General features: G+C 65.9%; 13 protein-coding genes and 2 pseudogenes. 8 read left to right on the plus strand and 7 right to left on the minus strand.

The window, feature by feature from the left end; genetic code table 11:
* Positions 1-281 (plus strand): annotated as a pseudogene (locus Q319_RS28375) (hypothetical protein); the annotation flags it as partial.
* Between the two features lie 392 nt (positions 282-673).
* On the opposite strand, the gene Q319_RS0118525 reads toward Q319_RS28375, so the two are convergent.
* The 3 genes from Q319_RS0118525 to Q319_RS0118535 are packed head-to-tail and all read right to left on the minus strand — an operon-like array spanning position 674 to position 1,651.
* Positions 674-1,093 carry a type II toxin-antitoxin system VapC family toxin gene (locus tag Q319_RS0118525; RefSeq protein ID WP_211252390.1) on the minus strand — a complete coding sequence of 140 codons (420 nt, stop codon included), beginning with the start codon at positions 1,091-1,093 and terminating at the stop codon, positions 674-676.
* Positions 1,090-1,317 (minus strand): antitoxin, encoded by a 228-nt coding sequence (locus Q319_RS0118530; protein WP_029483938.1) that lies wholly within the window; start codon positions 1,315-1,317, stop codon positions 1,090-1,092. Before Q319_RS0118530 ends, Q319_RS0118525 begins: the two co-directional genes overlap by 4 nt.
* A gap of 40 nt (positions 1,318-1,357) precedes the next feature.
* Positions 1,358-1,651 (minus strand): hypothetical protein, encoded by a 294-nt coding sequence (locus tag Q319_RS0118535; RefSeq protein WP_156039449.1) that lies wholly within the window; start codon positions 1,649-1,651, stop codon positions 1,358-1,360.
* A gap of 118 nt (positions 1,652-1,769) precedes the next feature.
* Here Q319_RS0118535 and Q319_RS24800 point away from each other — a divergent pair, with 118 nt between their 5' ends.
* The gene (locus Q319_RS24800) at positions 1,770-3,083 is read left to right on the plus strand and encodes a serine hydrolase domain-containing protein (protein ID WP_081846154.1); all 1,314 of its coding nucleotides are present in this window, start codon (positions 1,770-1,772) and stop codon (positions 3,081-3,083) included.
* 97 nt (positions 3,084-3,180) lie between these two features.
* Here Q319_RS24800 and Q319_RS0118545 read toward each other — a convergent pair whose 3' ends face one another.
* From Q319_RS0118545 to aroE, 3 genes are read right to left on the minus strand one after another with little or no spacing between them, the layout of a single operon-like run.
* Positions 3,181-4,434 (minus strand): hybrid sensor histidine kinase/response regulator, encoded by a 1,254-nt coding sequence (locus tag Q319_RS0118545; RefSeq protein ID WP_081846155.1) that lies wholly within the window; start codon positions 4,432-4,434, stop codon positions 3,181-3,183.
* Complete coding sequence (locus Q319_RS0118550; protein ID WP_156039450.1) at positions 4,431-8,183, minus strand: CHASE domain-containing protein; 3,753 nt, start codon at positions 8,181-8,183, stop codon at positions 4,431-4,433. The genes Q319_RS0118545 and Q319_RS0118550 overlap by 4 nt, the downstream gene beginning before the upstream one ends.
* Complete coding sequence (gene aroE, locus Q319_RS0118555) at positions 8,180-9,052, minus strand: shikimate dehydrogenase (protein ID WP_051655544.1); 873 nt, start codon at positions 9,050-9,052, stop codon at positions 8,180-8,182. The genes Q319_RS0118550 and aroE overlap by 4 nt, the downstream gene beginning before the upstream one ends.
* 355 nt (positions 9,053-9,407) lie before the next feature.
* On the opposite strand from aroE, the gene Q319_RS0118560 reads away from it, so the two are divergent.
* The 5 genes from Q319_RS0118560 to Q319_RS0118580 all read left to right on the plus strand — a co-directional run bounded on the left by Q319_RS0118560 (position 9,408) and on the right by Q319_RS0118580 (position 12,720).
* Entirely contained in the window at positions 9,408-10,493 is a 1,086-nt protein-coding gene (locus tag Q319_RS0118560; RefSeq protein WP_156039451.1) for a PhoH family protein, read from the plus strand.
* Between the two features lie 103 nt (positions 10,494-10,596).
* The gene (gene ybeY / locus Q319_RS0118565; protein ID WP_029483944.1) at positions 10,597-11,064 is read left to right on the plus strand and encodes an rRNA maturation RNase YbeY; all 468 of its coding nucleotides are present in this window, start codon (positions 10,597-10,599) and stop codon (positions 11,062-11,064) included.
* 2 nt (positions 11,065-11,066) lie between these two features.
* The gene (locus Q319_RS0118570; RefSeq protein ID WP_029483945.1) at positions 11,067-11,450 is read left to right on the plus strand and encodes a diacylglycerol kinase family protein; all 384 of its coding nucleotides are present in this window, start codon (positions 11,067-11,069) and stop codon (positions 11,448-11,450) included.
* Positions 11,451-11,518: 68 nt separating this feature from the next.
* Positions 11,519-12,088, plus strand: a complete 570-nt coding sequence (locus Q319_RS0118575; protein ID WP_029483946.1) for a GNAT family N-acetyltransferase — start codon at positions 11,519-11,521, stop codon at positions 12,086-12,088.
* Positions 12,085-12,720, plus strand: a complete 636-nt coding sequence (locus Q319_RS0118580) for a hypothetical protein (RefSeq protein ID WP_029483947.1) — start codon at positions 12,085-12,087, stop codon at positions 12,718-12,720. Before Q319_RS0118575 ends, Q319_RS0118580 begins: the two co-directional genes overlap by 4 nt.
* A gap of 92 nt (positions 12,721-12,812) precedes the next feature.
* Here Q319_RS0118580 and ftsH read toward each other — a convergent pair whose 3' ends face one another.
* Positions 12,813-14,687 (minus strand): ATP-dependent zinc metalloprotease FtsH, encoded by a 1,875-nt coding sequence (ftsH, locus tag Q319_RS0118585; protein ID WP_029483948.1) that lies wholly within the window; start codon positions 14,685-14,687, stop codon positions 12,813-12,815.
* A gap of 270 nt (positions 14,688-14,957) precedes the next feature.
* Here ftsH and Q319_RS0118590 point away from each other — a divergent pair.
* A pseudogene (locus Q319_RS0118590) lies at positions 14,958-15,247 on the plus strand (hypothetical protein); the annotation flags it as partial.

A 15,247-nucleotide genomic window follows, 5' to 3' on the forward strand; every position in this document is an offset into this window, starting at 1 on the left:
TTGCGATCTATCAGAAACGATGGCCCGTAGAAGAATTTCACAAATCACTCAAGCAAAATGCCTCTCTTGGGAAGTCGCCTGCCAGTACACCTGCATGTCAGATCAAACACATTCTCTGTTCATTCTACGGACATATCAAGCTGGAAAAATTGAAAATCATCCGCAAGGAAAATCACTTTGCGATGCGAACAAAGATGTATATCGCCGCTCTTAAAACTTCATACGAGGAATTACAAAGGCTGAGGCAGCAATCCGAGAATTTTCAAAACTCTGCCGCGTAAGGTCAGTCTATTAGGCAATTGTATGCGCTCACCGTGAGCAATTGATAATTCGCGTCTGAATGCGACATCGTCCCAATAAAACATAATTCCGTTTTGACTTAGAGTTATAGAAATTCGCATTGCCAGCTCTCTAGTCTTAGTAGTTTCGCTGAATTTTATACCCCATCTTTCGTCAAATTCTTGTGGCATATTTTGTCTATATAATAACGGCATTTGTGCGTTCTGGCAATAGATGAATAGTCACGGCCATTCCCCACACTGTGCTAGCTGGAGCTACCTCACCGAATCAATTCCACACCCGCCCTCAAACCGGGCAGCTTCGCCCAGTTCTTCTCTGCCGTCAGGATGCTCAGGCCGTGGGCTTCGGCGCTTCCCAGGCAGGCGGCATCAGACTATTTTGTCCAGTCCTCGTATTTCAAGCCTGCCACGCGGCTGAACTCGCCCGTGTTGTTGGTGACCAGCACGGCGTTCAGGCTCAGGGTGTGGCCTGCGATCAGGCCGTCGTATGGGCCAATAGGACGGCCAGTTTTTTTCAAGTCGGCGCGGAGTCCTGCGGCCATGTTTGCCGCCACGTCATCGAACGTGTAGACGTTCAGCGTGGCGATGAGTTCTTGGAGAGTCCGCGTGTTTGCTGGAATACGGTCACTGCGGTAAATCCCGAACCACAGTTCATGAAGCGTGATGCTCGAAATCCCGATTTCATGTCCAGCCTCGGTGGCCTCTTCTACCCGCACGCCCACAAGCTCTGGTCTGCGGTTCATGGTGTAGATGCAGGTATTGGTGTCCAACAGATACAGGGCCGGACGGGTCACAGAATAGGCTCCCGTTCCTGATCTTCGGGCTGTTCGCGCTCGAAGTGACCCTCGAAGGCGGTCAGTGCCGCGAAAATGGCCTTACCATCCTGTTTCTTGATAGGCGTGATGATCAGATCACGGCCCTGCCGCGTAATTTCAACTTCTCCATAAGGCAGTTGGAACTCCTGCGGAATGCGGACGGCCTGACTGTTGCCACTCTTGAATGTCTTGGAACGGGTCATATGGTCACCTCAGATTTGAGTATATACCGTATATACCCGTTTACCAACCTTTGCTTTCCGCCTCCGCGCGCCGCTCGTCCAGCAGCTCCTGCGTCACGTCCCGCCCGTCATCCCGCGCCAGACTTCCCATGACGGAGCGAATTAAGGCTTCCCGCTCGGCCTGCGTCAGCACTTTCGTCGGCTCCGCATTCAGCGTGACGGGTACTGGATTGTCCAAGAACGGCTCCCGCTCCTGTTCTCCCGTAGGCTGCTCCCGGTCAATCGGGCCTTCAATCGCGGCCAGAGCGTCAAAAATCGCCCCACCATCCTGCCTCTCAAAATCATCCGGGTTCATGGGCCAGCTTAACGCCCCGGCACCGGCAACCCCCACCACTCCCACGCTCTAGAGTCTGGGGCATGAGCCTTCTGGAGACCGTCCGGCACATCGCCCCCTACCTGGAACGCTGGCTGGAATACGGGCGCGATTACCAGCGCATTCCCGGCGTGCAGGTGGCCGTGCGCGTGGGCGACGAACTGGCGGCGTCGTTCGCGCTGGGCAAAGCCAACGAGGACACGGGCGAGGCGCTGACCACCCGGCACCTGCCCCCATCGCCTCGCATTCCAAGACCTTCACGGCCACCGCCGTCTTTCAACTCGTCGAGGCCGGAAAACTGCGCCTGGACGATACGGCGGGCCACTGGCTGCCGGAGCTGGGGGGTTCCCCCGCCGCCGACATGACCGTGCGGGCGCTGCTGGGCCACCAGTCTGGCATCAACCGCGACGGGGCCGACAGCGATTACTGGCAGCAACGGCACGCCTTCCCGGATCGGCAGACCCTGCTGGACTTTGCCCGCGCCGAGGCCGTGTTTCCGCAGAACCAGCACTTCAAATATTCCAACATCGGTTACGGCCTCCTGGGCCTGATCGTGGAGGCGGCGGGGGGCGAGGGCTACGGCGACTACATTCAGACCCACATCACCGGCCCGCTGGAGCTGACGGACCTGGGCGCAGAACTGCCCCCGGAACGCGAGGCCGAACTGGCCACCGGCCACGGCGCACGCCTGTTCGGCAACGATGCCCGCCGCACGCTGCCGTCCTCCGACACCCGCGCGCTGGCGGCGGCCACTGGCTTCTACGGCACCGCCGAGGCCCTGACCGCCTACTGGGCGCGGCACACCCTGGGCCGTGATGGCCTGCTCTCCGACGCCTCCAAACGCCTGATGGCGCGCCGCGAATCGGAAATCACCAAGCCCACCCGGCGCGGCTACGGCCTGGGCCTGATTCTGGACGAGATCGGCGGGCGCGGACTGGTGGGCCACTCTGGCGGCTTTCCCGGCCACATCACGCAGTCGTGGCTGGACCCCAAAACCGGACTGTCCATTTCAGTGCTGACCAACACGCTGGGCGGCCCGGCCACCGAATGGGCGGGCAACCTGATCCGTCTCATTGATCTGGCGCATAAGAACGCCGGGAAGACGGCAGACACCGCGCACAATCTGGACTCCTTCACCGGACGCTTCGCCAACGCCTGGGGCCTGTTCGACATCGTGAATCTGGGCGGGCGGCTGGTGGCCCTGACCCCGCTGGGCGATCCGTCCGCCAGTGCGGTAGAGCTGACCGTGCAGGATGCCAATACCCTGTGCCCGGAACCCGAAGGCGGCTTCGGCTCGGTGGGCGAGCCATATCACTTCCAGCGCGCAGAGAACGGCGAAATCCAGTGGGTGCGTCAGGGCGGCGGGCGGAGTTGGCCCCTGGAGGCTTACCAAGCGGGGGCGGAGCTGGATTAAAGCTGGCCTGACCTGCCTTTTGCCTCTCCATCTGTGGGAGAGGCAGGAGCGTAGCGGCGGCAGGGTGAGGGGGCAATCCAACGAGCGCTAACTCACCCTACTCGTCTTCCTCGTCGGGCAGCGGCAGGCGCACGCGGAAGGTGGCCCCGCCGCCGGGGGTGTCGGTCACATCCAGCGTGCCGCCGTGCGAGGTCACCACCTGCTGGGCAATGGTCAGGCCCAGACCCGCCGAACCCGCTTCCTTGCCCCTGAAAAACTTGTCGAAGATGCGCGGCTTGATCGCGTCGGGCACGCCGGGACCCCGGTCCACCACGCGCACCTCCACCTCGCCGGGGCGCAGGCTGCTTTCCAGATGCACCAGCTCGGGTGAGCCGCTCACGCGGATGGCGTTGGTCACCAGATTCATAAAGACCTGACTCAGCCGCACCGGATCGCCCACGATCTCGATGTTCTCGGGCGTGGCCCTGACGCCGTAATCGCGCCCCACCTGCGAGATGACCCTGCCCAGATTCATGAAGTGCATTTCTATCCCCTGCACCAGTTCCCCGCGCGAGAGTTGCAGCAGATCGTTGACCAGCCGGGTCATGTTCTCGGCCACGCGCTGGGCGTCCAGTAGCGTCTGGGAGCCGCCCGCCTCGCGTTCGGCGCGGCGCAGGTAGCCGTGCAGGGCGGTCAGCGGCGTCCGCAGTTCGTGGCTGGTCTCGGCCAGGAAAGTTTTCTGCATGTTCAGCGCTTCCTCAAGCTGCTTGGCCTGAATTTCCAGGCGCTGGCTCTGGCGCTCGGCAGTGTTCCGCAGCCGCTCCACCTCGGTCAGGCGGGCCTGGAGACTGCTGTTGAGGCTCAGCACCTCCCGCTCGGCGCGCTCCCGGCTGGCGCGGGCCTCCACCTCGGCCACGGCGCGGCGGATGGTGGGGGCCAGTCGGTCCAGGCGCTGCTTGAGGATGTAATCGGTGACGCCCTGACGCAACGTGTCCACGGCGACTTCCTCGCCCAGCGCGCCGGTCACGATGATGAACGGCACCTCCGGCAACCGGGCGCTGGCGGCGCGGTAGGCGCTGAGGCCGTCGTAGCTGGGCAGCGCGTAGTCGCTGAGGATCAGGTGGGGCGGATCACGCTCCAGGGCGTCCAGGAATCCGGCCTCGTCCTCCACCCGGCGCACCTGCAACTGCCACGGCAACTCGCCGTCCAGATGCATGACCACCAGTTCGTGGTCCAGTTCGCTGTCTTCCAGATGCAGCACGTTCAGCGCCTCGCCGGGGCCGGGGAAGCGGTAGATGCTCTGGGTGGTGGGACGGGCAGCGGGGTGGGCGGCCATGTCCAGCGCCGCCGATCTGATTTCCATGTCGGTCATGCGCGCTCCACGTTGGTCTGGCTGGCGGTCTGGCTGGCGGCTCCGGCAGCGGGTGAGTCGGCCCACGCACCGGCCTCCAGCGGCAGGGTGATCCAGAATTCGGCCCACGCGCCCTGGCAGGCGTCGGCCCCCACCCGGCCCCCGTGGCGGGTCACGATCCGCCGGACATTGGCGAGGCCGATGCCGATGCCCTCGAATTCATCGGTGCGGTGCAGACGTTGAAACACGCCGAACAGTTTATCCAGGTATTCGGGATTAAAGCCCACACCGTTGTCACGAACCGTTAACGTGATGGCCCCACCACGGCCTGCCCCCGCGTCCACCTGCGCGCTCACGTCCACGGTGGCGTGGTCACGGGTGCGGGTGTACTTGATGGCGTTGCTCAGCAGGTTGGTGACCACCAGCCCCAGCAGCCCCGCGTCGCCGGGCACAGCAGGGAGCGTGTCAGGCAGCGTGAAGGTGATGTGGCGGCCCTCGCGGTCCGGTTCCAGTTGCTCCCAGCCGGTCTTCAGCAGGGTCAATAAGTCCACCCGTTCGCGGCGCAGTTCCTGGCGGCCCATGCGCGAGAACTCCAGCAGGTCGTCAATGAGCTGGCTCATGCGCCCCGCCGAATCGGTGATGATGCTCAGGTAACGCTGCCCCTTGGCGCTCAGGCCGCCGCCACCTGCCGCGCCCTCCTGTTCGCTGCGGGTCTGCTGGTTCAGCAGTTCCTTGCCCAGCAGGTCGCCAAAGCCCACGATGTGCCGCAGCGGTGTGCGCAGATCGTGTGAAACGCTGTAGCTGAAGGCTTCCAGCTCCTGATTGGCGTGTTCCAGTTCCTCGGTGCGGCGCTGCACGCGGTCTTCCAGGGACAGGTTGAGGGCCTGCAACTCGCGCTGCGCCCCGGCGACCCGTTCCTGAAGCGCGTCGTTGTCCAGCGCGGCGGCAAAGCGTCCGCTGATCTCCTGGGCCAGATCGTGGTCGCGCCCGGTCAGTTCCTGGCGGTAGAACAGCCCCAGCACGCCGCACAGTCGCCCGCCCGCACCCAGCAGCGGATATAGCAGCGCCCCGGTGGCATTGACTCCGTGCAGCAGCGGATGCGACGGAATGAACAGCGGGTCCTCGTTGCGGGTCACCTGTTCCAGCAGGCCGTCCAGAAAGGCGCGCATGTGCCCGGTCTGCCACGCCGGATGCAGCGAGGACGAGGCCAGCAGTTCGGGCAGCGTGGTCTGGGGGGCCTGCTGCTGGGCTGACCCGTCCCGAGTAGACCCATCCCGAATAGACCACAGCGCCGCACCCTCCGCGAAACGCGCCGTCACGCGGCCCAGCGCGGCGCGGTACACCGCCGGGCGGCTGGGGGCCGTCAGGTAGGGTGGCATCAGCAGCGGGGCCATGACGTGGGGGCGGGTGGGGGTGGGTTTAATCTCGGGGCGGCGGGTGGCCAGGTCTCCGGCCACATCGGCCAGCAGGCGGGCGGCATTTTCCTCATAGACCGAGTCGTCCACGTCGGTGCTGGTGCCCACCCACTCCAGCACCATGCCTGTATGGTCCAGCACGGGCAGACCGCGCGTCACGAAGTTGCGGTAGCGCCCCTCCGCCGACAGCAATCGGTGTTCGGCCTCGAAGGGCCGCCCGCTGCGGATGGCCGCTGCCCAGCCGCGCTGGTAGTCGGCGCGGTCCTCGGGGTGCAGCAGGCCCAGGAAGCCGCCGGACGCCCGCTCTGACCCCACGTACTCCTCCCAGCGCCGGTTGAAGGCCAGCGACTCGCCCCGGGGATCGGCCTGCCAGACGATCTGTGGCAGGCCCTCCAGCACGCTGCGGTAGCGTTCCTCACCGCGCTGCGCCCGGCGCTCGGCGGTCAGGCGGTCATGGATGTCGGTGGCCGAGGTGATCCATTCCTGGGTCTGGACCAGTTCCGGCTGGCCTGTGGTGCCCTGGTCTGCGCTCCCCTGGCCTGCGCTCCCGTGACCTGCCACATTCTGGCCTTCCCCAGCACGGATGCCCGGGCCGTCGCCGATGCGGATGGGAGACAGGCGCAGTGTGAACCAGCGGCGGCTGCCAGCGTTCGTCGTCAGCCCGCTGCCCACCTGACTGTTGCCTTCCTGATCGCCGCCCACCTGAAGCTGAACCTCGGCGCTGGCGGCGTACTGGCCCACCTCGCCGCGCTCGCGAACTTCCCGCCACAGTTGCTCGAAGGCGGCGCGGCCCTCGGGCGTCATGCGGGCGCTCAGGTCGCCCCCGCCCAGCAGGTCGCGGTGCTGGGTGTTGCTGTAGGTGACCCGGCCCGCGCTGTCGCTGACCTGCAAGATGTGTGGAATGGCGTCCAGCACGCCCCGGTAGCGCCGCTCGCCGCGCACGATGGCCTGTTCGGCGCTCACGCGCTCGCTGACGTCGCGCACCACTTCCAGCAGGCCCAGGCGTTCGCCGCCCGCGTCCTGCACGGCGCTACGCTGGGCCTCGCCCGAAAACACGCTGCCGTCGGCGCGGCGGTACGGCGTGGTCAGGGCCTGAAAGGTCTGGCGTTCGTTCAGCCGTGTGTCCAGATGCAGCGCCGAGAGCGGCTGGCCGATCAGGGCAGAGGCCGAATGACCGAACTGCCGTTCCAGGGCGCGGTTGACCAGCCGGATCTGCCCCTGCGGATCAGTAAAGGCGGCGGCGTCCTGCATGGACTGGAAGATTGCCTCGAACTCGGCGCGGGCCTGTTCCTGCTGCGCCCGCGCCCGGCCCAGCGAGACGTTCAGGGTCTCGGCGCGGCTGCGGGCCAGCACCTGTGAACCCACCAGCAGGTAGGCCAGCCCGGCCACCAGCAGGCCCGCCAGCATCACCAGCACCGGCACGCCAGCGGCGGCGTCCTGGCCGAAACTGCGCGGGGCGGCGTAGGTCAGGGTCCACGGCTGACCGGCCAGCATGAGTGTGGTGCTGTCCTGAAAGTAATCGGGCCGAACGGCCCCTGTCAGCGGCTGATCGTCCAGCCGGACGCTGACCGAGAGGCGGTCTTCCAGTCCGGGTGGCCCCAGTCCACCCAGGAACCCATCGGCGCGCACTGCCAGAACCAGAAAGCCCTCTGGCGGCCCCACCTGGGCGGTCCGCCACACGGGCAGCGCCAGCAGGAAACCGGGCAGGGGTTGCCCCGCCTCATCTTTTTGCACCAGTTCGGTGCGCGCGCTGGCCTGGAGTTCTGCGCGTTCCCTGGCCCCGTTCAGGGCGGCGCGGCGCACCGGTTCGCTGTACAGATCGAAGCCCAGCGCCCCCAGATTCTCGGCGTTGGCCGGGGCGATCACCGAGACCGGCACGCGGATGGCCCGCGCCGATTCGCCCCCACGCACTGTGGAACCTGAACGCACGGTGGAATCCGGGCGAATGGTGTAATCAGGCTGCACGGTGCGCCGAAGCCGCGCGGTCAGGGCGTCGGTATTGCCGTCGGGCACCCAGACCCCGAAGGCCAGCGCCTGCACGCCGGGATAGCGCCGCGTCAGGTCGATGCCGTCCACGAAGCGCACGAATTCGCTCTCGTCGAGCAGATCGGGATGCACCTGCCAGCCTGCCCGCGCGGTTCGCAGCAGGCGGTCATAGTCGCTCATGCGGTCTTTGAGGGCCAGCGTGTAGGCCAGCGTTTCGCGCTCGAAGCGGTCCCGCTGCTGCGCCTGCACGAAGCCTGAAATCACGAGCGCGGCGGTCAGCGACAGCAGCAGGATCAGCCCCAGCACTAGCAGCGGCGCACGCCGCGAGGCGCGGCCAACTCCCGGTGCTGGAGCGGCAGGCACGGTCACGGCGCTGTTTCTCCAGCCTGCGCTGCGTCTCCAGCTTCAGGACTCAGCGCCTCCAGCCCCAATGCTTCCAGGAACACCGAAACTGGCACGTCCACCCCGGTCCACGCGGCAAAGGCCAGCCGCGCCTGATGCGCCAGCATGCCTAGGCCGTTCTCGGCGCGCAGACCTGCCGCGCGGGCGTCGCGCAGCAGCCGGGTCTCGGTGGGGCGGTAGACCATGTCGTACACCAGGGCCGACGGGGCCAGCGGCGGAAAGACGGACAGGGGAGAGTCCTCCGGCGCGTCCAGCCCGGCGCTGCTGGCATTGACCAGCAGGGTCACGGCGGACCACGGCGCAGTTTCGGGCCAAGCCGCCCGCCCGCCCAGTTCGGCGGCCAGCGCCTGCGCGCGGGCGTGGGTGCGGTTGACGATCAGGACTTCATGGCCTGCCTGTTTCAGCGCGTAGACCGCCGCCCGCGCTGCGCCGCCCGCGCCCAGCACCACGCTCAGGCCACCTTTCGGCGCGTCCGCATCGGCCAGGGCCGCCAGAAAGCCGGGCGCGTCGGTGTTGTCACCCCGCAGTTTGCCGCCCTTGTCAATAATGGTATTGACCGCCCCGATGGCCCGCGCTGCCGGGGTCAGGTCATCCAGCAGCGCCAGCACGCTTTCCTTGTGCGGCAGGCTGAGGTTGGCCCCCAGGATGCCGGAGGCCCGCAATCCAGCGACCGCTTCCGGCAGATCGGCGGCCAGGACGCGACGCGCCTCATAATCACCGTCAATCCCGGCGTGCGCGAAGGCGGCGCGGTGCATCTGCGGTGACAGCGAGTGGGCCGCCGGGTCAGCGAACAGATAGGCGTGTTGGGGGGCGTGGTCACGGTCCGGCACGTTCACGTTTCCCAGTGTAGCCGCGTGCCGTGACGGAACTCTTGCGCGGCGTACAGGGCGGGTTGGGGGTTTCCTCACGTCCCTGTCAACTTTGAGCAGGCAATGCGGGCGGGCGGGGCGATTTTGCTGTGCAGGCGGTCACTACAGTTCGGTAATGAGTCAGAGTCCAGTCCCAAAGCTGCGTTCAGGTTCGCTGCGGGCGGAATGTGCCGCAGACCACGCCACACTTCCGGCACACTGCCGACAATGGGGGCATCCGAATGACCCTTCCTCTTTTCCCGCCGCCAGAGTTGTTTCTGGGGCAGGCTGCGCCGCGCGTGGACGCCACGCCGGACTGCGTTGATCCCACCACAGGAGCCGAGTGACTGACCCGCAACAGCAAGACCTGCAACAGCAGGACCAGAGCCAGACCGATACCGTCTCTCCCGCCGCCAGCGCTGTCATTGCCCTCAAAGACCAGCGTGAGGCCCTGGGCCTGCTGGGCACGGGGGACGCCAATCTGCGCCGCATGCGCGAGCTGACCCGCGCCAAACTGGTGGCGCGCGGCGAGACCGTAACCATTACCGGCACCGAAGCCGAGGTCCAGGGGGCCGAGCGCATGGTCCGCGACGCGCTGGATGTGGTGCGCGGCGGCGGTGAACTGACCCCCGAAAGCCTGCTGAGAAGCGCCCGCATGAGCGGCGAGGGCCGCAGCCTGGCCGCCGAGACCCAGATGCCGGGCCTGAGCCTGCCACGCGGTCTCAAGCCCAAGACGCCAGGGCAGAAACTTTATCTGGAGCGCATCGCCGCCAGCGACATCACCTTTGGCGTCGGCCCCGCCGGGACGGGCAAAACGTACATGGCCGTGGCGATGGCGATTCAGGCGCTGAAAACCAAGACAGTCAAGCGCATCATCCTGACGCGTCCAGCGGTGGAGGCCGGGGAAAAGCTGGGTTTCCTTCCCGGTGACCTCCAGGCCAAGATCGACCCGTACCTGCGCCCGCTGTACGACGCGTTGCAGGACATGCTCGATCAGGACAAGTTCGAGGCGTACCTGACCAGCGGGGTGATCGAGATTGCGCCGCTGGCATTCATGCGGGGTCGCACCCTCAACGACGCCTTCATCATCCTGGACGAGGCGCAGAACACCACGGGCGAGCAGATGAAGATGTTCCTGACCCGCATGGGCTTTTCCAGCCGCGTGGTCATCACCGGGGACGTGACCCAGATCGATCTGCCGCGCCACATCACCAGCGGGTTGGCGGTGGCCAAGCGCGTGCTGAGCCAGATCGAGGGCATCGCGTGGCACGAATTTACCGATGTGGACGTGGTGCGTCACCCGCTGGTGGGCAAGATCATCCGGGCCTACGAGCAGGCCGAGAACGCCGAGGACGACAAACGCTCTGCCCGTCGGGGCGAATTCGCCAGCATTCCCGAAGCCGAGGGCGATCCGCAGCCGCAGGGCTGAAGTCTCGTAATCAGGAGGGAGGAGGGCTGGATCAGGAGGGCTGGCGCGTGTAAGTCGCGTCAGCCCTCTCTTTCTGACACTTCTTGTATTACGCTGTGCCCCAATGATCGACCTTCTGGCCCGCAAGACCCCGCCCCCCGGCCTGCGCCCCGCCCTGCGCGTGGGCCTGGGCGCGGCCATGACGCATTTTGGCGTGCAGGACCGCGAGGTGACCCTTGTGCTGGTGGGGGACCGGACCATCCGGCAGCTCAAACATGAACACTGGGGCGAGGACGCTGCCACTGATGTCCTCAGCTTTCCCACCTGGGAGCCGGGCGATCCCTTTATGCCGCCGCATCTGGGTGACATCATCATCAGTCTGGACACGGCGGGGCGGCAGGCACAGGCGCGCGGCCACAGCCTGACCCGCGAGGTCACGTTGCTGGCCAGCCACGGCCTGACCCATCTGGTCGGTCATGATCACCCCCACGCGGACGGCCTGGGCTACGAGGAAGGCGCGACTGGTTTGGAATGGGACGTGTTTCACGCGGCCTGGAAGGCTGCCGAGTCCGCCCTGCCTGCTGGCATCTAGTCATGCGCTCGGACGGCTCGGCCCTGAACCCCCGCCGCTGGTGGCGTTCGGCGGGCTTTGCCTGGGCGGGAATCCGGCACGCCTACCGCTCGCAGGCCAATTTCCGCATCGAGGTCTGGGCGGGTGTTCTGGTGCTGATCGCAGCCGCATTCCTCCGCGTTCCCCTGGCTCCTATCGCCCTGGCGTGCGCGCTGGTGCTGGCGCTGGAGCTGGTCAATACCGCGCTGGAAGCCGTGGTGGATCTGGCCAGTCCCGAACTGCACCCGCTGGCAAAAGTTGCCAAGGATGCCGCCGCCGGAGCCGTGCTGATCGCCTCTGCCGGGGCGCTGGTGGTGGGTCTGGTGCTGCTGCTGCCGCCACTGTGGAGGGTGTTGGGTGGTGAATAGAAACATTCTCCCCCCAGACTGAGTCCCTCCTCTCACCCCATCCCCGCCCAGTCTGAGAGGATGGCCCCATGACCTCCCTTCCCCCCGTTCAGACCGTGACCCTGCGGGGACGCAGGCCGCGTGACCTGCCGGTGCTGCGGCGCTGGCTGGCCGATCCGCTGGCCGAATGGCGCAAATGGGACGCGCCGTATTTCCACGCGGCGTCCACCACCGCCACACTGCAAGCCTATGTGGAGCGGCTGGAACGCACCCCCACCCGCTCGGATGAGCGCGTGATTGACGTGGACGGCGAGTGCGTGGGCATGGTCAACCGCAGCCAGGAGGAACCGGCGGGGGGCGGCTGGTGGGACCTGGGCATCCTGATCTACGACCCGGCGCACTGGGGGCACGGCACCGGCACGCTGGCGCTGCGGCTGTGGGTCACGGCCACCTTCGACGAGACCGACGCCCACGTCCTGACTTTCACCACCTGGGGCGGCAACGAACGCATGATCCACGCCGCCCGTAAGCTGGGCTTTCAGGAAGCGGCCCGTATCCGCGAGGCCCGAATGGTGGACGGCGTGCGGCACGACAGCGTGCGCCTGGACCTGCTGCGGCGAGAGTGGACCAGTTTGCAGGAGTCGCCGCAGAGCTCATGAGCCGCGCAGAGTCCATGAGCCGCAAGGACAAGCCGCCGCTGAATCCTCCCGGCTTCCTGGCGACCCAGGATCTCAAGGACCGGGGCTGGACGCCCACGCTGATCGGGCGCTATCTGGGCGAGCATGATCAGACCCGCCCCAACGGCCTCAGGATGGGCCGCCGCCGCCTGCCCCCCGTCAAGCTGTACGCCGAGGCCCGCGTGCATGAGGTAGAGCGCGACGACACCTTTCTGGCCGCCCAGGCCCGCGCTGCCGACGCCCGCGAACGCGCCGAACGCAACCGCGCCGTCCGTGAGGCCAGACGGGAGGCGCTGTTACAGGCGGCGGCGCAGTCGTACACGCCCGCCATCCACCCGGAGCCACTAAGAAAAGGCGCGGTCAAGAAGGCCCGTGAGCCGTACATGGAAGGTCTGGAAGCCGCGCTGGGCCGTTTGCAGCGCGAGATCGAGAAACTGACCGTAAAAGAGGACGCCCGCCTGGGCGAGTTGTTGCGCGAACGATTGGATGAGGCGCTGGCCGCCACATACGCGTGGTATCCCTCGCCTCACCAGCCCCCACCCGAGGCTGACGCTCCCGCACGCAAGAAAGGCAAGGCAAAGGCCAGCGACTGGCGCGAGTGGGACTGGGAGTGAGGATCGGGACGGCCTGCCGAGACCTTCAGCGTCGGCAGCAAAACGCCCCACTGTCAGAAGTGGGGCGTCGTCGTTCTGCACAAGCTGTCAGCTCAGGCGGTGCCCGGTTTCAGTCCGCCCGCTGCCGCCGGATCGTCACTGGCGGGCACCACCGACCCCGGCAACTCCAGCGGCGGCAAGGTGCCTCCCGCCAGCACGGCCTGCACGTCCTCGCCGCTGAGGCTCTCGCGGGCGATCAGCTCGTCGGTCAGGCGGTGCAGCACATGAACGTGTTCGGTCAGCAGGGTCACGGCCCGGTCAAATTGACCGTTCAGAATCCGGCTCAGCTCGTGGTCGATCTGCTGGGCGGTGTGATCGCTGTAAACGCCCTGCTGCGGGCCGTAGCCCAGGTAGGCGCTGCTTTCCTGCGCCAGTGCAAGTTGGCCTACCTCGCTCATGCCCCATTCGGTGACCATCCGGCGGGCAATGCCCGTGGCCTGCTGGAAGTCGTTGGCCGCGCCCGTGGTGACCTGTCCGGTGGCCACCTGCTCGGCGGCGTGTCCGGCCAGCGCCACACAGATGCGGTCCAGCAGCGCGCCCGTGGTGTAGTGCATGCGGTCTTCCGGGGTATATAGCGCCGATCCCAGGCTGCGTCCACGCGGCACTATTGTTAGCTTGTGCGCCTTGTCGGCGTGCGGTAACAGTTGTGCGGCCAGCGCGTGCCCGACTTCGTGGTACGCCGTCACCTTCTTATCCGCTTCCCGCACCACCATGCTGCGCCGCTCCGGTCCCATCAAGACCCGGTCTCGGGCTTCATCCACATCTCTGGCGGTGATCCGGTTCCGGCCCTCTCTGGCGGCCAGTAACGCCGCCTCGTTCAACAGGTTTTCGAGGTCCGCGCCCACCATCCCCGCCGTGCGCCGCGCGATGACGCTCAGGTCCACACTGACGTCCAGCGGCTTCTTGCGGGCATGAATCTTGAGGATGTGTTCGCGTCCGCGCACGTCCGGGGCGTCCACCACCACCTGTCGGTCAAAGCGTCCCGGACGCAGCAGCGCTGCGTCCAGCACATCCGGGCGGTTGGTGGCGGCCAGAATGATCACTTCCTGCCCACTGCCGAAGCCGTCCATTTCCACCAGCAGTTGATTGAGGGTCTGTTCGCGCTCGTCGTTGCCGCCCTGCATGCTCACACCACGTTTGCGGCCCACGGCGTCGATCTCGTCGATAAAGACGATGCACGGCGCACTCTTGCGGGCCTGCTCGAACAGGTCACGGACGCGGGCCGCACCCACCCCCACGAACATTTCCACGAAGTCCGAGCCGGAGATGGAGAAGTACGGGACTTTGGCTTCTCCAGCCACTGCTTTAGCTAAGAGGGTTTTCCCGGAACCGGGAGGACCCACCAGAAGAACGCCGTGCGGGATACGAGCGCCGAGCTGGTGGTATTTCTCGGGCTGGCGGAGGAAGTCCACGACTTCCTGCAAATCCTGCTTGGCCTCGTCGCAGCCGGCGACATCGGTGAAGTTGGTCTTGATCTGACCCTCGGCAATCACGGCGGCCTTGGATTTGCCAAACGCCCCGGCGGCGTCGGTGCCCGTATTCTGGCGGCTGCGCATCAGCAAGATCACCAGACCCACGATCAGGGCCAGGGTCAGCAGCACGCTCAGCACGCCGAACACGCTCAGGCGGGAAGGGGGGGTGTAGGCCACCGTGACCCCCTGGCCCTGCAAGCGGGTCAGGTTGATCAATGGATCGTTGGCCAGGGTGCGGGTTCGGAAGGGCTGACCGTCCCTGAGCTGGCCGCTGACCAGCGCGGTGCCGTTCTGGTAGGTGATGTTGGCGCTCTGCACCTGACCGCCGCGCACGCTGGCGGCAAAATCGGTCAGGGTGATGTCGTTGCCGTTGCCACGGGGCAGGGTCAGGCTGACCACCACCACAACCAGCACCATGCCGGCCAGCAGGCCCCAGCCCCACGGCGCTTTTTTCATGCGGGCCTGCTGGCGACGTTGAATTCTGCGCGGAGCGACATGTGCCCAGTCTACGGCGCTGGGTCTCAAAGAGTTTGGAATGAAAGCGGACATTGACAGGGTGCCGCTGTGCGTCTGACCCAACGGTGAAGGCCGTTGTCATGCCTGTTTCCCAGCGCTGACCATGCTGCTCTTTCAATGGTTTGGACAGTTTTGACGGAAAGTAGGGGTGGCCCAAAAAACGGGTCTCCGGTAGGGTGAGGTTCTCAAGCCCACACCCAAGGAGACCCAATGACTATTTTACCTGTGCTGCTCACCCTGCTCAATCTCCCCGCTGCCCAACAGCGTTTTTTCCTCCACCTGATGCCGGTGTGGCAGGCCATTCCTGGCCGAATCAATGCCCTGAATCTCAGCCGTTACAGCGGACTCCACGAACGTACCTTCCGCCGATGGTTTCAAAAGGCCCTCCCGTGGAATACGCTCCAATGGAGCGTACCGGAACTCCTCGTGCGGCTGGGCGCACTCGGTTCAGGGTTCGTTCTGCTCATGGATGCCAGCTTCGTTTCCAAATCTGGAACCAA

The organism is Deinococcus marmoris DSM 12784, assembly GCF_000701405.1.
Lineage (GTDB): Bacteria > Deinococcota > Deinococci > Deinococcales > Deinococcaceae > Deinococcus > Deinococcus marmoris.